Origin of the sequence: Rhizobium acaciae (genome assembly GCF_025941625.1) — a bacterium.
GTDB lineage: Bacteria > Pseudomonadota > Alphaproteobacteria > Rhizobiales > Rhizobiaceae > Rhizobium > Rhizobium acaciae.
The window spans coordinates 192117-207608 of sequence record NZ_JAPCZO010000006.1 but is presented as its reverse complement, the minus strand read 5'-3'; the positions used below and the strand labels follow the sequence as shown (position 1 = coordinate 207608).

Sequence of the window (15492 nt, the reverse complement as noted above, 5' to 3'; positions counted from 1 at the left end):
GACGATCAGTCGCTGTAACTGAAATATTAGTGCATCTAAAATTTTTGTGAACCCCAAAAATCATTAGGGCTTATCAACCGGCGGCTTGCGTCGCCATGTCATGCCGCGGGTTCCGATAATGGCCGCGCCGATGATCACCGCCGCGCCGATCCACGTCTGTGCGGCCGGAACTTCCGAGAAAAATGCGAAGGCCATAAGGGCCACGACGGGCAGTCGGAGAAAGTCGAGCGGTGCCAGAACGCTTGCGGTCGCCATACCGAAGGCGCGCGTGATCAGCGTCATGTTAAGTGCGCCGAGTGCCCCTTGCAGGGCAAGCAGTCCGAGTTGGCTCCAGGTCGGTATCGACCAGACCGGCAGCATGACGATCAGGCCGAGCGGTACCGTCGCTATCAGATTCCATGCAACCAGCCGGTCGGCACTATCCCTCAATGCCATCCGCCGCAGCATCAATTGGCTGGCCGCCGTCAAGACCGCTCCTGCCAGCGCAAAAAGCAGCCATTGGTCGAAACCGGACGCTCCAGGGCGAATGATGATCGTGACGCCGATAAAACCTGCGACAATGCCGGCGACGCTGGAGATGCCGACATGTTCCTTAAGCACCAGCCACGCACCGAGAACGAGAAACATGGGCATGGTGAAATTGATCGCCGTGGCATCGGCGAGTGGCGCGTGCGTAAAGGCGACGAACAAAGCAACCAGTGAGGCAAGCTTCAGACCCGCACGCACGACATGCAGAACACGATAGGGAGAGGATTTCAGGTCGACCCGTGACACGATCCAGGGCGTGACGACAAGAAGTCCGAAAAACGACCGGAAAAAGCCGATCATCAATGGATGCACGTCGCCGGCCAGCAAACGCACAATGACTGCGTCGAAACTATTTAAAAAAGCGGCGGCCACCATCAAGCAGACGGCAAGTCCTGTGCGACCAGGCTGCATCACGCTTCTCCTGACCGAACAAAGGTGAACTCTGCTATATCGGCCATTCGATACGGCAGCGCGTTGAACCGGCAATCCATTGGAAATAAAGCCTTCCTGGCGTGTCTGCTAGTCTCCCGCTCCCACGGCTTGCCGCGGCGGAGACCACTCATTCTCACCAGGGACCGGCGGCATCCGCTATCCCCCAGCGCGGATTAACGGCTTTATCTCAATCGGCCGGCCGCCGTCCACACTGAAAGCGCGCATTGCTGACGGGGGAGCCCTCACCCCACGGTTAGAGCATGATGCCGAAAAGTGTGAGCGGTTTTCGGACGACATCATGCTCCAACTACTTAATTTAGAACAGGATTCAGATTTTAGGCCGACCCGGCCTAAAATCATCCTGTTCTAGTGGATCACTCCGTTCGTCTTCGCCCGGTTCGAGAACTGGTGGACGAGCATGATGCCCTGCTCAAGGAGCAACTCGGCCGCCTGCAGATCGCGTGGCGTCAGGTCCCCGGATAGTCCGCGAATCGTATTGGCGACGCAGATGGAGTTGGCCACGAAGCGGGCGTCGCCCTCACCTTCCGCCTCCTCGGCCGTTGCTTCCAAGGCGTCGGCGACGGTGTCGAGCAGGCTCGAACGTTCGACGAGCGTCATGTCGTTCAGGGTTTTGGAAATGCCGTTCATGATTGTCTCCTCGCGCGTGCTCAAGGCGGATCGCAGCTCCGTTTTCTCGATTTCAGTGACGTGGCGGTGACTGTCAGATAGGATGGCTGTTGTCAGAAGCAACTCATGGCTGCCGCGCACCTCACGCATGAGTGAAGCGAGATCGGACGGCTCAATCAATAATTTCGGGCCGATCATTCCAGATGCGTCAGGAGGTCGGCAAGCATCGGTCGCTGCCCTTTCAACAGCTTTATGGCTGCGTCGGGCGGGGAAAACCACCCCGCTCGATCGACCTCCGGAAAGCTCTTTACCCGGCCTGACCGTGGTGGCCATTCCATTTCAAATTCGGAACTCTGTATCGCATTCACGTCCAGTACCGGATCGGCTTCGATTGACCACGCGACAACCATCTTTCCGCCAGGTTGCCGGTATTCGCCCAACGATGTGAACCTGCCATCGACTGCTACACCCAGCTCTTCGGCAGTTTCCCTTATTGCTGCCGCGAGCTCATCTTCTCCAGGCTCGATCAGCCCCTTCGGGATCGACCACGCAGCCTCGTCTTTCCTAGCCCAGAAAGGACCGCCCGGATGGACGAGAAGCACTTCGATGTCGCTGGAAACACGCCGGTATAGCAGAAGTCCGGCGCTGCGGATTGCCATCTCCTTGTACCCTTCTTGTGTCGATTACGAGGCCAGGCATTCCTCACAGATGCCGCAGCCGTCATCGTCCATCCACCGACGTTGGCGCTTGCAGCAAAGGCAAGCAGCACTGTCTGGTTGTTCTTTCGTGTCTTCCGGTGGAATGATCTCAATCGTCTTGTCGATTAGAGTGTCGGCCACAAGCTCCGCCATCTCGTTGCTCCATTAGTCTATTCTAAATAAGATAGGAGCGGCGATCGATACCGGCAAGCTCTCGACGCCGGTCGGAGCGGCAAATGGCATGCCGAACCACATTCGGCGCTCTCAACATCGAGTGCTGGGCCTTCTTGCGGCAAGTGATATAGTTAAATTTCGGTCGTCCACTAAAGCATGTTGCGCAAAAGTGTGCAGCGGTTTTGCGACAACGACATGCGTAAAAACAAATACCTAAAGCGCGAGGAGCGAATCCGAAAGATTGCGACGCGCTTTAGACGATACGACAAAGGAAATATTCCATGGGAGACCAGAAACGCCCGCTGCAACCAGGAGAAAGTGCCCCCGCCTTCGCACTCGCCACGGCCAACTTCGACGGAACCGTCTCTTTTGCCGACTTGAGCGGTCGCCCGTTCGTGATCGGGTTCTTTCGCGGGCTGCACTGCCCGTTCTGCCGGCGCCAGTTAGAACAGCTTGCCGGCGTACAGCCGACCTTGCGCGCCGCCGGGGTGGAGACTGTGGCCGTTATCAACACGCCGGTGGAACGCGCCCGCCTGTATTTCCGCCACCGGCCGACGCCAATAACACTTCTATGTGACCCGGACTGCCGCACGCATCGTGCCTACGGTGTGCCGCATGGCGAGTTCCTGCCCGAAGGGAGCTGCGAGCAGCCCGAATGGCCCTATGGCGCAACGATGGCGCAGTTCCAGGCGGCACGCATCAATCCCACGGGCGAGTTGCCGGAACCGCTGCACCCGATGGAAGCCAACACGGTGCTCAACGCCAAGGATCACTTCGAGCTTGACGAAGCCGATCATGCGATCTTCGCGAACCACGCTACCCAGCTCGTCGGGCACTTCCTGGTCAATGCGAACGGCACCATCGGCTGGGCACAAATCGAGGCGCTCGACGGACCGAACAGTCTCTCCATCTTCCCGACCGCGGCGGAGATCATCGCCGCCGCCGGCAGCCTTGGACGCTGACCTGCAGCGAACCATCCGCCCGCGTTGGCGAACTCGTCTCCGACCTGTGATCAGCTTGGACTCTACGTCACGTTCCGCCAGTCCGGCAAAATCGCCACGTTAGACGGACCTCAACCGCTTTTCGGTTTTTGCGTCGAACAGATGCAGTTTGCTGAGATCCGGGGTAATGACGATCTTGTCGCCGGCGTGGAGATCAAGGCGCTCTCTTACCGTCGCAACGAGGTGATCCGCACCAAACTTCGTGGTGACCTGGATCTCAGCACCAGTGGGCTCGACGAGGACGACCTCAGCGGCAACAGGACCTTGTCCGATTGCGAGATGCTCAGGGCGAATGCCGTAGATAAGCTGTGCGCCGCGTTCCAATGGCGCTGCTTCGGGCAGCGGCAACCTACCTCCACCGTCCGCGATCAACTCCAGCGGCCCCGAAGTGCTGACTTGGCCTCGAATAAGGTTCATCGCCGGCGAACCGATGAAGCCCGCCACGAAAAGGTTTGCCGGCCGGTCGTAGAGATCGAGCGGCGAGCCTATCTGCTCGACGAAGCCGTCCCGCATCACAACAATCCGATCGGCCATCGTCATCGCCTCGATCTGATCGTGGGTGACGTAAATGGTCGTTGTCTTCAGTCGTTGATGCAGTTGCTTGATTTCCGAACGCATCTGGACACGCAGCTTCGCGTCCAGGTTCGACAATGGTTCATCAAACAGGAAGACCTGCGGATTTCTGACGATGGCACGGCCCATCGCCACACGTTGGCGTTGGCCACCCGACAGGTTTTTCGGATATCTGTCGAGCAGATGCGCGAGCCCCAGAATTTCAGCGGCCTCTCGAACACGTTGCCTGGTCTGTTCCTTGGGTGCTTTCGCCAGCTTCAGCGAAAAACCCATATTCGCCTCGACTGTCAGATGGGGGTAGAGCGCGTAGGACTGGAAAACCATCGCGATATCGCGTTCTTTTGGCGCGACATTGTTCACGACCTTGCTGCCGATCGATATCCGGCCAGCTGAAATCTCTTCGAGGCCGGCGATCATCCGCAACAATGTCGACTTCCCGCACCCGGACGGACCGACCAGGATCACGAATTCGCCGTCTTGGATATCAATATCCACCCCATGCAGAACTTCGAAGTGACCGTAGCTCTTGCGGGCATTCGCCACACTTACTGACGCCATAACTTTCTCCGGCTGAATGTTGGTATCTTCGGGACGCAGCCGCTCGTCTGACACGGCTGTCGATTGCTCATTGGATTGCCGTGGCGGCTGAATAAGGCGCCAGTGCCGCGTCGACCGCAGCAAGGCAGAGTTCGCGGGCCTTCGGAGCGACCCGCTTTGACACCACGTCGGAATATAGCCGGCCGAGATATTGGCTGATCAGAGTTTCGGGAATTTCATCGGGGAGCCGGCTGAACAATTCGCCGACGGCGGCGGATGCGCGAGGATCCGGCCAGTAATAGCGAATTCGATCACTATAGCTGAAATGTCGTTGCAGTCGCTCCTCATCGGGGCTGCCGCCATAGTGGCCCGCCCAGCTTGCCGGTTGTTCGACCATGATTTTTTCCATGGTCGTCACCAGTCCGGATCGTGGCGTCTTCCCGGCAAGCACGTCAGCGATCGCATCGAGACCGTAAAGCGCTTCGCGCAGCGCGAAAGTCAGCCCTGGTCCGACCTTGAGGATTGCAAAGCCGCCCTCAACGAGAGCAGACAAGGCTTCGGCCGGTTGGTAGTCGGTGGAATGTGCTTCGAAAACCAAGCCCGGCATGTCGTCCAGCGAACGAATGAGGCTCTTGGCCCGTTCAGGCTTGTAGAGCGCCACGTCCGTGTTTCCAAATTCCACGCCCGGCTGAACCACGATCCCAATGACCCGCTCCATTGCCGACGCCAAACCTGCTTCGGCAAACGACGCCCGGTGAACCGCCAGCGTTTTCATCGCCGCATCGGCCCGGGTAATTTCGATTTCTTCGAGTGCGTGCGTTGCACCACCTGGAGGCGGCACCTCGGTTCCGATGATATAGACGGGCGGACGGTGGCCTGAACGAAGAGCGGCCTCCTCAGCGGCCTTTGCCAATCGAGCCGCCCGCGCCGCGGTCAATTCGTCATCGAGCGCCGTTGGTTCACCGGCACAGCCCATCGACGCGTCCAGGTGAATCTTTTCAAACCCTGCCTCGACATAGGCCGTCACCATAGCCGCGGCGCGCAGCATTGCCTCCTCGGCCGCCAATTTTCTCCATGGGTTGGGACCGAGGTGATCGCCTCCGAGGATGATGCGTTCGGCTGGAAAATCAGTCGCTGCGGCGATGTCCTCGATGAACCTGCGAAAGTCCACCGGCGTCATCGCGGTATAGCCGCCCTCCTGATTGACCTGATTGCAGGTGGCTTCGATGAGGACCGTCCGGTGTTCCATCCCGGCACGCCGAAGGGCTGCCTCAATGACCAGCGGATGCGCCGAGCAGACCGAAGTGACGCCATGGGGAAAAGGCAGGTTTCGGGCACCGAAAAGCTTTCGCAGCGCGGTCTGCCGGTTCTCTTCGATCGGCGTCATGCGAGCGTTACAACCTTCGTCAGGTGACGGGGAGAGACCGTATCGATATGCCGAGCCTGCGCGGCCCGCTCGCCGAGGACCTGCAACGCCGGAAGGACAACGAGACCCGCAAGCGACAGATCGACATCAACGGCGAGTTCCAGATCGCCTGGACCACCCACACCGATAACGACCGCGCCTTTTTCTCTCAGTTCTCCCACCAGTTTCGTCTCCGCCTCCCTCTGGTCGGAGCTGTACAGCATGACCGCAACCGTCTTCCCGTCAACGAGGCTGATCGGCCCATGCCGGTATTCCAGCGGGTGGAAGGCCTGGGTCATGATCTGGCTCATTTCCATGAGCTTGAGCGCTCCTTCCAGGGCGACGCCGAAGAGCGGCCCGCCACCGAGAAAGACGAAGTGCGACCGGTCTGCGATAATTCCAGGAAGCGCGGCATCGAGAGCGCTCGCCAGCTGGCGGGCCGAATTCACGACAGAGGCAGGAACCTTCTGCCCGATCATCTGCAAACCGAGAAGGACCATGAGGCTCGCCGAGACCGTCATGACGATACCTTCATCCGGATGGGTTTCGGCCGCGACCATCCGATCGCAATTTTTCGCCAGAGAGCTTTCCGGTTCAACGGTTATCGCCGTCACGAAGGCGCCGGCGGCCCGGCTTGCCTTTGCTGCGGCGACTGTTTCTGTCGTCTCGCCGCTCCGGGAAAGCGCAACGACGTGTGTGTTGCGCCACTCGGGCCAGAAGGCCGACGGCCGGTTTTGCCATTCGGCACCAGGGACCGCGATTGCCTTGCGTCCGGCCATATTGGCATAGGCCGCCAGCGAGAGCGCAAGATTGAAGGATGTGCCGCAACCGACGAAGACGAGCAGCTCCGCGCGGTCGTCGGCTGAATTCAATTCAATGGCCTTCTCCCAATAGGGAAATTGCTCGAAAATAACCTTTTCGGTCGTGCTCATGAAGTCTCCGATTATTTGACAGAACCAGCCAACAGGCCGCTGACGAGGTAACGGTTGAGGAAAATGACGACGAGGGCGGGGATGACGATGGCGATCGAGCCGCTCGCGGTGATGAGCCCGTAGTCGATGAAGTTCTTCGTTACGAATTCCGGGATCAGAACCGTTAGCGGCTTCGTTGCCTGCGGCGAGAAAATGAGCGGTACGAGATACTGTCCCCAGGCACCAAGGAAGGTGAGGATCGCCGCTGCCGTCAGACCCGGTCCGGCCAGCGGCAGGACGATGTTGAAGAAGATGTAGAGCCGGCCCGCTCCGTCGAGTTGCGCCGCCTCTTCGAGTGCGATCGGAAGAGCTTCGAACACGCTCCGCAGCAGCCAGAGCGACAGGGGCAGGAATGCCGAGACATAGATCAGCGAGACGCCCAGATAGGTATCGACGAGATGCAGCTTGATCATGATCTGATAGAGCGGGATCAAGACAGCGTAGGCAGGAATGGCCAAAGTCGCGACGACAGCGACAAAAAGCGCTTTGCGGCCGGGAAACTGCAGTCTGGTGAACGCGTAAGCCCCAAGTGAGGATATCGCGACGCAAAGCAGCGTGGCGGCGATCGATGTCACCACGCTATTGAGCAATGCGGCACGGAACTGTTTGAACACCTCCACACCCCCGATCCGGGCGATATTGATGCCGAGCAGCCGGGAGTAGTGATCGAGCGTAAAGTGCTGCGGAAAGAAGTTGATCGGTCGCGTCGAAAAGTCTTCGCTTGGCGTAACCGAACTCGCGATGGTCCAGTAGATCGGCCCCAAAGACCAGATCAACAGGACGACGACACCGGTCCAAATCATCATTCGATAGGCGATAGTAGATCTCATCAGTCGAACCGTGTGTTGCGATAGACACGAAGGACGTAGACGAGCGAAATCAGCAGAGACACGAGAGTGATCACGACCGATAGCGCCATGCCATACGAGAAGCGGAGATTCTGGAAGGTTTCGAGGTAGATCTGGACGAGCACCGGTCGGGTCTCGAGGCTGGCACCCGCCAGAACCCAGGCCTCGTCGAAGAGATTGAAAGCGTTCACGGTTGCGTTCGTCATGGCGACAGCGATCGCACTGCGAACCAGCGGAAGGGTTACCAATGCGAACATCTGAACGCGCGTGGCCCCATCGATCCGCGCAGCCTCATAGAGATGAGCAGGGATACTCTGCATCGCCGCAAGGACGATGACGATCGTCAAAGGCATCATGCGCCAGACGTGGACGATTGTTACGGCGACGATGGCGCTGGTGCGATCGTTGAACCAGACGTGATTTTCGAAGGGGAGCCCGAGCGCCGAAAGAATGCCGTTCAACAGACCCGCCCCAGGTTGATAAATCCAAAGCCAAATGACCGAATTCACAACGCCGGGCAGCGCCCAGGGCAAGATCACTGCTGCGAGCACCCACTGCCGCCCGACCTTGATCTGATTGATGAGAGCGGCGGCAAGAACGCCGAACACGGTTTCGGCGACGACGGCCAGAACAACGTATGTGAGCGTGTTGCTCCACGTCGTCGCGAGCTGGCTATCCGACAGCATTCGGCTGTAGTTTTCCAGGCCGATGAATGGCGTGCCGGCCTGCATGGGGTTGACCCTGTGCAGGCTGTCCGAGACGGTTCTTCCCATCGGGTAGAAGACCAAAGCTGCCATCGTGACAACGATGGGCGACACCAACAGCAAGCCGAGCGTGGCGTCGGCGTTGAAGCCGACCCCACGCTTGCTCGTGGCCCCTTCGGACGCCAAAGCTGTCATTGCGCCATCGCCTGCTTGGCGGCGGAAGCGATAGCCTCCATCGCCTGGTCGACGCTCATCTGTCCCTTGGCAGCGCTATTGATCGCTGTGTTTACGCCGCTGGAAAATTGCGGATACCAAGGCGGCGTGCCTTGCGGGAACAGCGGCTCAACAGTTTTGGACTGCGCCACGAGAGCGTCACCGCTGTTCAGCTTTCCGGACTCGTTGAGTTCGGAAAGCGCCGACGTGCGGGTCGGAAGGAAGCCGTTCACGGCATTCTTCTTCTGGAAGTCCTTGCTGGTGAACCATTTGACGAAAGCGATCGCCGCCTCCTTGTTGGGAGAGACGTTGGGAATAGCCAGCGCTTCTGGAAGGCCGAAGCTGCGCGTTTCACCGCTTGCAGTCGGCACGAGGATCGCCTCTACTTGGCCGGCGACTTTCGACTGCTTGGGATCGTTCATCTGGCCAAGACGACCAGGCTCACCGGAGATCATGATGCTGGCGATGCCCTGCGCGAACATGCTCTCATTGATCTGGCTATCCTTCAGGCCGGTAGACGCAGGATCGACCAGCCCTTCCTTGAGGAGCATCAACTCGAAAGCAAGCGCCTTGTAACCAGCCGAATCCGGCGAGGTGAAGAGCGGATTGAAGTCCTTGTCGAAGAGTTCGCCACCGAAGGCCTTAGTCAGCAGGTACCAGCTCGTTGACGCGCCTTCCGTTGCTGAAACCGGCAGGCCGATCGGATAGTCGACAATGCCTTTTTCCTTGATCTTCTTGGCTGCAGCGACCAGGGCGTCCAATGTTTTCGGCATCTCGGTGATGCCTGCATCCGCGAAATGCTTCTTGTTGACGAGCATCACCCGGAAGTCGTTGGTGTAGGGAATTCCCAATAATTTGCCGTCGACCGTGAAGATCTTGGCAACGCCGATATCTTTCAGCGTATCGGCGTCGATCACGTCGTTGAGCGGCATATACCAACCGGCCGCGCTGAACTGACCGGTCCAGGACCAATCGAATTCGGTCACATCCGCTGGCGCCGTACCGGCAACCAAGGCGGTCACCAGCTTCGGGCGGATGTCGTCCCACGACAGGGTCTGCAGGTCGACGTGAATGCCGGTTTCGGCCTCGAAGTCAGAGGCGATGTTCGGTCCCTGCGGCGATGGCATGAGCACCGTGATCGACTGACCGGCAAGCGGCTTGGCGTCCTGGCCAAGAGCGGGTGCGGCGATTGCCAAGGCCGCCGATGCAAGTAGAGGCAAGATCAATTTATGCATGTTCCCATCCTTCATTATTCTTGAGCTCAATTCACTGGGATGCGCAGTCACCGCCTTTGGCCGTGGCCACGATTTGCCCGAACCAGCCGTCGTCTAACGGCCAGCCGAGAAGCTGGGCGGCAGCCAGGAGCGCGCCGCCAATCGGGGGAAGTTTCGGCAAAGCCGAAGGCCTGCCAATTCGCCGTTCAAGCACCTCCAAAAGAAGCCGGCTCGAAAAAGTACCGCCGGCATAGGTCCAGTCGGCATCCGGATCACAATGGCCCGCAATTGCCGCATGATGCTTCGCCAATTCATCGGCGGCCTGCTCGATCAACCCGACCGCCCCTTTATCGCCGCCAAGTGCGACCTGATCGACGAGGGTCGAAATTGCTGCAATGTCCGCCCGTTCATTCGCCAGGGAGCTGGCCCAATCGCCGAGTCCATTCATCGGATTGCTCAAGTCGATGCGAAGGTGGTCAAACAGGGCCTTTGCAAGAGCTGTTGCCGGAGCACGCCCGTCCAAGCTTTGGCTGACGAGATTGAGCGCCCTCTGCCCGATCCAATGGCTGCTGCCCTCGTCACCGATGAGATCTCCCCAGCCGCCGGTGCGCGCCGACCGGCCTTTGGAATTGCGCGCCCATGCCATTGAACCCGTGCCGGAAAGAATGAGGATACCCGGCTCGCCGGCAAAAGCACCGAGGTGCGCCGCGTCCACATCGTTGAGGACGCGGCGGTGGACGTTTGGGAACAGGCGCTCGATCGCATCGCGCTGTAGAGCCGACAGGCGCTCAACCTCGCCGTAGGCGGGCAGCGCTGCGGCGACGGCCGCCAGATTTCCTACATCGCGAAAGGGAAGGAGATGCTGCTCCAACTCCTGGAGCCAATTCGGATTGTCCATGGGATTGACGCCATGGCCGCGGGAACGCCGCAATATCCGGCCACGCTTGTCCGCGAGGGCAACCAGCACCTTGCTTCCGCCACCGTCGATGCCGAGGATCAGCGCGTCGCTCACTCTTTCGCCCTCAGATCCGCGATTGTTGCGTCGACGCCGAAGTTGACAAGCTCCTCGCGCCAATGCCGCGAAAGCCCGGAATCGGTAATGACTTTCGCGGTGTCCAGCGGAGCGACCTTGTAGGTCGCCGTGGTTCCGAATTTCGAGGAATCGGCCAGGACGAAACGATTGGCCGACCGAGCCAGCATGCGCCGGTTGAGGCTCGCTTCCGCACTGTCCACGCTGTAGATCGCGCCGTCGGAGCTGATGGCGCTGACGCCAAGAAAGAGCTGGTCGAACCATAATGTTTCCAGCATTGCCTCCGCCTGAGGTCCGACAAGCGACGCATTCTCGCTGCGCAGCTGACCGCCGAGAAGCACCACTTCCAAATTCGGAACATTCAGGAATTCCTGCGCTACCGTCAGGCCGTTGGTGAATATCCTGAGCGGCATGGGGTTGATGCGAACGAGGCGCGCAAGCTGGAGGACGGTCGTTCCCGCGTCGAGAAAGATCGCCGTACGCGGATGAAGCAGGTCGTAGGCCGCGGTGGCAATCGCCCGCTTGGCCGATAGATGGCGCTTTTCGCGCTCCTGAAATGCAACCTCAACCGACGATCCCTCGGCAATGCGCGCTCCACCATGCACGCGATCAATGGCGCCCTCCTGCTCAAGGATCTGCAGGTCTCTACGAACCGTGGCAAGCGATGCTCCGATCGCATCGGCAAGCGCCTGAATAGTCGAAGAGCCGTTCGCGTAGAGGTGGCTGCGAATGGCATCCAGTCGATCGACCTTCACTCCAACTGCCTGGCTCAACGAAAACCTCCCTCACGGCCGATCCCAATTTCGATCATGATTTCATTTCAAATGATCAGTGTCAATCAATTTTCTGACGTTTTTTGAGTTATTGGATGACGCTGGAATGAAAAAGACGCGCCGTGAATTCACGGCGCGCCTAAAACGAATGAACTGCCATACGCGTGTGGCTGGCTTACCCGCGGGATCTCACTGATATCTCGGCAACAAATCGCCGTGAGCATCGATCAGGTCGTCGACAAGGTTCCAGATTTGGTCTGGCGACAATTCCGCGGACGTATGCGGATCGAGCAGAGCGGCTTGGTAGATGCGCTCGCGTTTTTTTGTAAGAGCCGCCTCGACCGTCAACTGCTGAACGGAAACGCTCAAGTTCATGACGGCGGAAAGCTGAGAGGGGATCCGACCGACCCGGACCGGCTGAATTCCGTTTCTGTCGACATGGCAAGGCACTTCCACGATACATTCATCGGGCAGATTCTCGATCAGGCCGTTGTTTGGGACATTGCCGTATATCAGCGCCGGGTTGCCGGTTACCGCGGCATGAATGATGCCGGCCGCATATTCATTGCTGCGGCACACCTCGATCGGCATGTCGCCTTCCAGTTCCTTGCGCAGGGCATGCCACTCTTTGATCTGCACTTCGCAGCGCCGGATGTATTCGTCCAACGGGATATTGAGTTGATCGATGAGATCCCCTCGTCCCTCCTTGATGTACCAGGAGGTGTACTCGGAGAAATGCTCGCTGGATTCGGTGACGAAGTGGCCAAGCCGTTTGAGCACATCGAACCGCACCCGATCGTCCGGAGGGACGCGGCCATCGGCGGCGAGAGCGTTCAGTCTCGGATAGAGATCTTCCCGCCGTCCGTCGCTATGAACTTTCTCATATTTCAGGAAGAAGGCGACGTGGTTGATCCCAGCCGAAACATAGTTCACGTCGGCAATGTCCTCGCCGAGGCATTGCGCGAGATGCCCGGCTGTGTGCTGCACACTGTGACACAAGCCGACGGTGCGGATTTCCGGGGCCAGATCCTTGATCGCCCAGCAGTTGATGGCCATCGGGTTGACGTACTGCATCAGAAGAGCCTGCGGGCAGACCTCCTGCATGTCTCGGCAGATCGCCTCAAGGACTGGTATCGTCCGCAAACCGCGGAAAATGCCGCCGATGCCAAGGGTGTCGGCGATCGTCTGACGCAAGCCATATTTTTTCGGAATGTCGAAGTCCGTGACGGTCGCCGGTTTGTAGCCACCGACCTGCATCATGAGGATCACGAAATCGGAACCGCGCAACGCTTCCCGCCGGTCGAGCGTGGCGTCTATCCTGACGTTTGAAAGCTTAAGCGACTCGCAGATCCGGCGAGCAACGATCTCTGAGGTCTTCAGTCGCTCTGGATCGATATCGAAGAGGCTGATGACGTAGTCGCCGCCTCTCTGTGAAGACAGGACATCTCCTAGAATGTTCTGAGCAAAAACGGTGCTCCCAGCGCCTACCAGGCAAATCTTCGGCATTGCAATCTCCCTATCGGTTGTGATTGCTTATTGCTCCTTCTGGATCAGAATTTCTTCCCGGCATCGGCCTATTAATTCCGGAATTCGAGTCTTGCACACATGAAACATACCCAAAGCCGCGGTGAATGGATTGGATCCCGAGGGGAGTTCCTGATCGAGCGTCACATCGCTGATGCGATGGCCGCACCGCATTGGCACGACCACGTTGAAATAAATCTGCTCATGGCAGGCCAGATGACCTACCTTTTTAATGGAAGGCAGGAACAGGTGGAGGCCGGCCGCCTGGTCTTATTCTGGGCCGCAATTCCGCATCAGACGATCGCTGTCAGCGAAAATGCGCCGCTGGTGTGCCTCTATCTTCCCCTTGTCGATTTCCTGGGTCTGCCGGTGGACAGAAAGGCAAGGCAGTCGATCATGCAGGGGAGATTTCTGGCACAGGGAAATCAGGAAACGATGGATGCTTTGATCCTCCCAAGATGGGAAAAGGAATGGCAGTGCGGCAGTGCGGCAAGACGGAAACTGGTCGTGGAGGAAGCGCGACTGCGAATACGACGTCTGATCCTGGACAATGCTGAAAGCGACAATTCGCCAACCCATGTCTCTCCGACATCGTTGGCCGGCCAGGCGGTGCGACACGTCGAGCTGCTGATCGACCTCATCAATTCCCGCTACGCAGATCCGGTAAGCGTACCCGGCCTCGCAAAACTCGCGGGCATGCATCCAAGCACCGCCAACAGCGCTTTCCGAAAGGTTTTGGGAATATCAGTCAACGAATACCTGACCCGACATCGCATTGCCCGGGCGATGCAGCTGCTGACGGACACGGACGATCCGGTCCTCCAGATCGGTTTTGACTGCGGGTTTGGTTCCAGCAGTCGCTTCTACGAGATTTTCAAGGAGCGAACGGGTACGACCCCCCGTCATTTCCGGGAAGCGGTGAACTCCAAGAACACTCCAGCGCCTTAACGGGATATGGACCAACGACCTGTTATTGCGGTGGATTTTTTATCTCGAAAACACCAGTTGCGGTTATGTGAGGGTAGTAGTTCAGTGGTCCGCCGAACAAACTATTTGATCTTTTCGTTCGTGAGCGCGCGTGGCCTCCCGCTGAACCTCTGCCATAAGATCAGTCATCACGGCACCGGAACCGAACACGTCCGTCAAATGACGGACGCGGCTCAGCGGGAGGCGCCGGGGGATCAGTCTATCCGATTGCCTTCGGTGGAGAAGAGGTGGATTTTCTCGGATTTGGGCGCGAGGTGGATTTGCTGGTCGGGCTTTAAATCCACCCGCCGGTGCAGCACGATGGTTGCCGTCTGCGTGCCGACACGCACCGAAAGATGGGTCTCCGCACCGGTCGGCTCGACAGTCAGCACGGTGGCCGGAATGCCCGTCTCCGCAATGTCGAGGTCCTCAGGACGGATGCCGTAGGTGCGCGCCGCGCTTTGGCTCGATTGCGGCGGAAGCGGCAGGGAAACACCGCCTCCGATACGGAAGCTGCCGTCGCTGATGCCGCCCTCGAAGAGGTTCATCGACGGCGAGCCGATGAAGGCGGCGACGAAGGTGTTATCTGGACGGTCGTAGAGATCCAGCGGCTTGCCGATCTGCTCGATGCGGCCGGCGCGCATGACGACGATCTTGTCGGCCATGGTCATCGCCTCGATCTGGTCGTGGGTGACATAAACGATGGTCGTGCCAAGGCGCTGATGCAGCTCCTTGATCTCGCTGCGCATGGTCACCCGCAGCTTGGCGTCGAGGTTGGACAGCGGCTCGTCAAAGAGGAACACTTTCGGATGGCGTACGATGGCGCGGCCCATGGCGACGCGCTGGCGCTGGCCGCCGGAAAGCTGTTTCGGCAGGCGTTCCAGCAGGGGTTCAAGTGCGAGAATGCCGGCGGCTTCGCTCACCAGCTTGTTGATTGTCGCCTTATCGCGCCCCTGCAGCTTCAGGGCAAAGCCCATATTTTCGCGCACCGTCATATGCGGATAGAGCGCGTAGGACTGGAACACCATGGCGATATCGCGCTCCTTCGGCGCGACGTCGTTCATGACGCGACCGTCGATGCGGATTTCACCGCCGCTGATATCCTCTAGCCCCGCCAGCATGCGCAGAAGCGTGGACTTGCCGCAGCCGGACGGCCCGACGAGCGTGACGAACTCACCGTCCTCGATATCCGCGGAAACTCCGTGGATAACGGAGGCCGCGCCGTATTGCTTCTGAACCCGGTCGATTGCTACCGATGCCATTGTCTGTCCTCC

The 15492-nt window shown here is 58.9% G+C and carries 16 protein-coding genes; 2 read left to right on the top strand and 14 right to left on the bottom strand.

Features of this window, described 5'->3' with window-relative positions; translation table 11 throughout:
* Positions 1-63 precede the first annotated feature (63 nt).
* The 4 genes from OLZ32_RS12015 to OLZ32_RS12000 all read right to left on the bottom strand — a co-directional run bounded on the left by OLZ32_RS12015 (position 64) and on the right by OLZ32_RS12000 (position 2438).
* The gene (locus OLZ32_RS12015; protein WP_264396174.1) at positions 64-939 is read right to left on the bottom strand and encodes a DMT family transporter; all 876 of its coding nucleotides are present in this window, start codon (positions 937-939) and stop codon (positions 64-66) included.
* 387 nt (positions 940-1326) lie between these two features.
* A complete protein-coding gene (locus tag OLZ32_RS39365; protein WP_020487077.1) occupies positions 1327-1608 on the bottom strand; it encodes a hypothetical protein in 282 nt (93 codons plus the stop codon).
* A 173-nt stretch (positions 1609-1781) separates the two neighbouring features.
* Positions 1782-2246 carry an NUDIX domain-containing protein gene (locus OLZ32_RS12005; RefSeq protein WP_003550755.1) on the bottom strand — a complete coding sequence of 155 codons (465 nt, stop codon included), beginning with the start codon at positions 2244-2246 and terminating at the stop codon, positions 1782-1784.
* 24 nt (positions 2247-2270) lie between these two features.
* The gene (locus tag OLZ32_RS12000; protein WP_003550753.1) at positions 2271-2438 is read right to left on the bottom strand and encodes a hypothetical protein; all 168 of its coding nucleotides are present in this window, start codon (positions 2436-2438) and stop codon (positions 2271-2273) included.
* A gap of 302 nt (positions 2439-2740) precedes the next feature.
* On the opposite strand from OLZ32_RS12000, the gene OLZ32_RS11995 reads away from it, so the two are divergent.
* Positions 2741-3421 carry a redoxin domain-containing protein gene (locus OLZ32_RS11995; RefSeq protein WP_003550751.1) on the top strand — a complete coding sequence of 227 codons (681 nt, stop codon included), beginning with the start codon at positions 2741-2743 and terminating at the stop codon, positions 3419-3421.
* A gap of 99 nt (positions 3422-3520) precedes the next feature.
* On the opposite strand, the gene OLZ32_RS11990 is transcribed toward OLZ32_RS11995, so the two are convergent.
* The 9 genes from OLZ32_RS11990 to melA all read right to left on the bottom strand — a co-directional run bounded on the left by OLZ32_RS11990 (position 3521) and on the right by melA (position 13234).
* Positions 3521-4591 (bottom strand): ABC transporter ATP-binding protein, encoded by a 1071-nt coding sequence (locus tag OLZ32_RS11990; protein ID WP_017991676.1) that lies wholly within the window; start codon positions 4589-4591, stop codon positions 3521-3523.
* A 67-nt stretch (positions 4592-4658) separates the two neighbouring features.
* A complete protein-coding gene (locus tag OLZ32_RS11985; RefSeq protein ID WP_264396173.1) occupies positions 4659-5957 on the bottom strand; it encodes a D-tagatose-bisphosphate aldolase, class II, non-catalytic subunit in 1299 nt (432 codons plus the stop codon).
* Positions 5954-6907: an SIS domain-containing protein gene (locus tag OLZ32_RS11980; RefSeq protein ID WP_003550744.1), complete on the bottom strand. Its 954-nt coding sequence runs from the start codon at positions 6905-6907 to the stop codon at positions 5954-5956. Before OLZ32_RS11980 ends, OLZ32_RS11985 begins: the two co-directional genes overlap by 4 nt.
* 11 nt (positions 6908-6918) lie before the next feature.
* Positions 6919-7752 (bottom strand): carbohydrate ABC transporter permease, encoded by an 834-nt coding sequence (locus OLZ32_RS11975; RefSeq protein WP_020486869.1) that lies wholly within the window; start codon positions 7750-7752, stop codon positions 6919-6921.
* A 23-nt stretch (positions 7753-7775) separates the two neighbouring features.
* On the bottom strand, positions 7776-8693 hold the full coding sequence (locus tag OLZ32_RS11970; RefSeq protein ID WP_264396172.1) for a carbohydrate ABC transporter permease: 918 nt from the start codon (positions 8691-8693) through the stop codon (positions 7776-7778).
* Positions 8690-9946 (bottom strand): ABC transporter substrate-binding protein, encoded by a 1257-nt coding sequence (locus tag OLZ32_RS11965; protein WP_003550736.1) that lies wholly within the window; start codon positions 9944-9946, stop codon positions 8690-8692. Before OLZ32_RS11965 ends, OLZ32_RS11970 begins: the two co-directional genes overlap by 4 nt.
* Positions 9947-9977: 31 nt before the next feature.
* Positions 9978-10937 (bottom strand): N-acetylglucosamine kinase, encoded by a 960-nt coding sequence (locus OLZ32_RS11960; protein WP_017991680.1) that lies wholly within the window; start codon positions 10935-10937, stop codon positions 9978-9980.
* The gene (locus tag OLZ32_RS11955; RefSeq protein WP_264396171.1) at positions 10934-11728 is read right to left on the bottom strand and encodes a DeoR/GlpR family DNA-binding transcription regulator; all 795 of its coding nucleotides are present in this window, start codon (positions 11726-11728) and stop codon (positions 10934-10936) included. The genes OLZ32_RS11960 and OLZ32_RS11955 overlap by 4 nt, the downstream gene beginning before the upstream one ends.
* Positions 11729-11917: 189 nt before the next feature.
* A complete protein-coding gene (gene melA / locus OLZ32_RS11950; RefSeq protein ID WP_017991682.1) occupies positions 11918-13234 on the bottom strand; it encodes an alpha-glucosidase/alpha-galactosidase in 1317 nt (438 codons plus the stop codon).
* Between the two features lie 99 nt (positions 13235-13333).
* Here melA and OLZ32_RS11945 point away from each other — a divergent pair, with 99 nt between their 5' ends.
* Positions 13334-14200 (top strand): helix-turn-helix domain-containing protein, encoded by an 867-nt coding sequence (locus OLZ32_RS11945; protein WP_264396170.1) that lies wholly within the window; start codon positions 13334-13336, stop codon positions 14198-14200.
* Positions 14201-14433: 233 nt separating this feature from the next.
* Here OLZ32_RS11945 and OLZ32_RS11940 read toward each other — a convergent pair whose 3' ends face one another.
* On the bottom strand, positions 14434-15480 hold the full coding sequence (locus tag OLZ32_RS11940) for an ABC transporter ATP-binding protein (protein ID WP_264396169.1): 1047 nt from the start codon (positions 15478-15480) through the stop codon (positions 14434-14436).
* Positions 15481-15492: the final 12 nt, after the last annotated feature.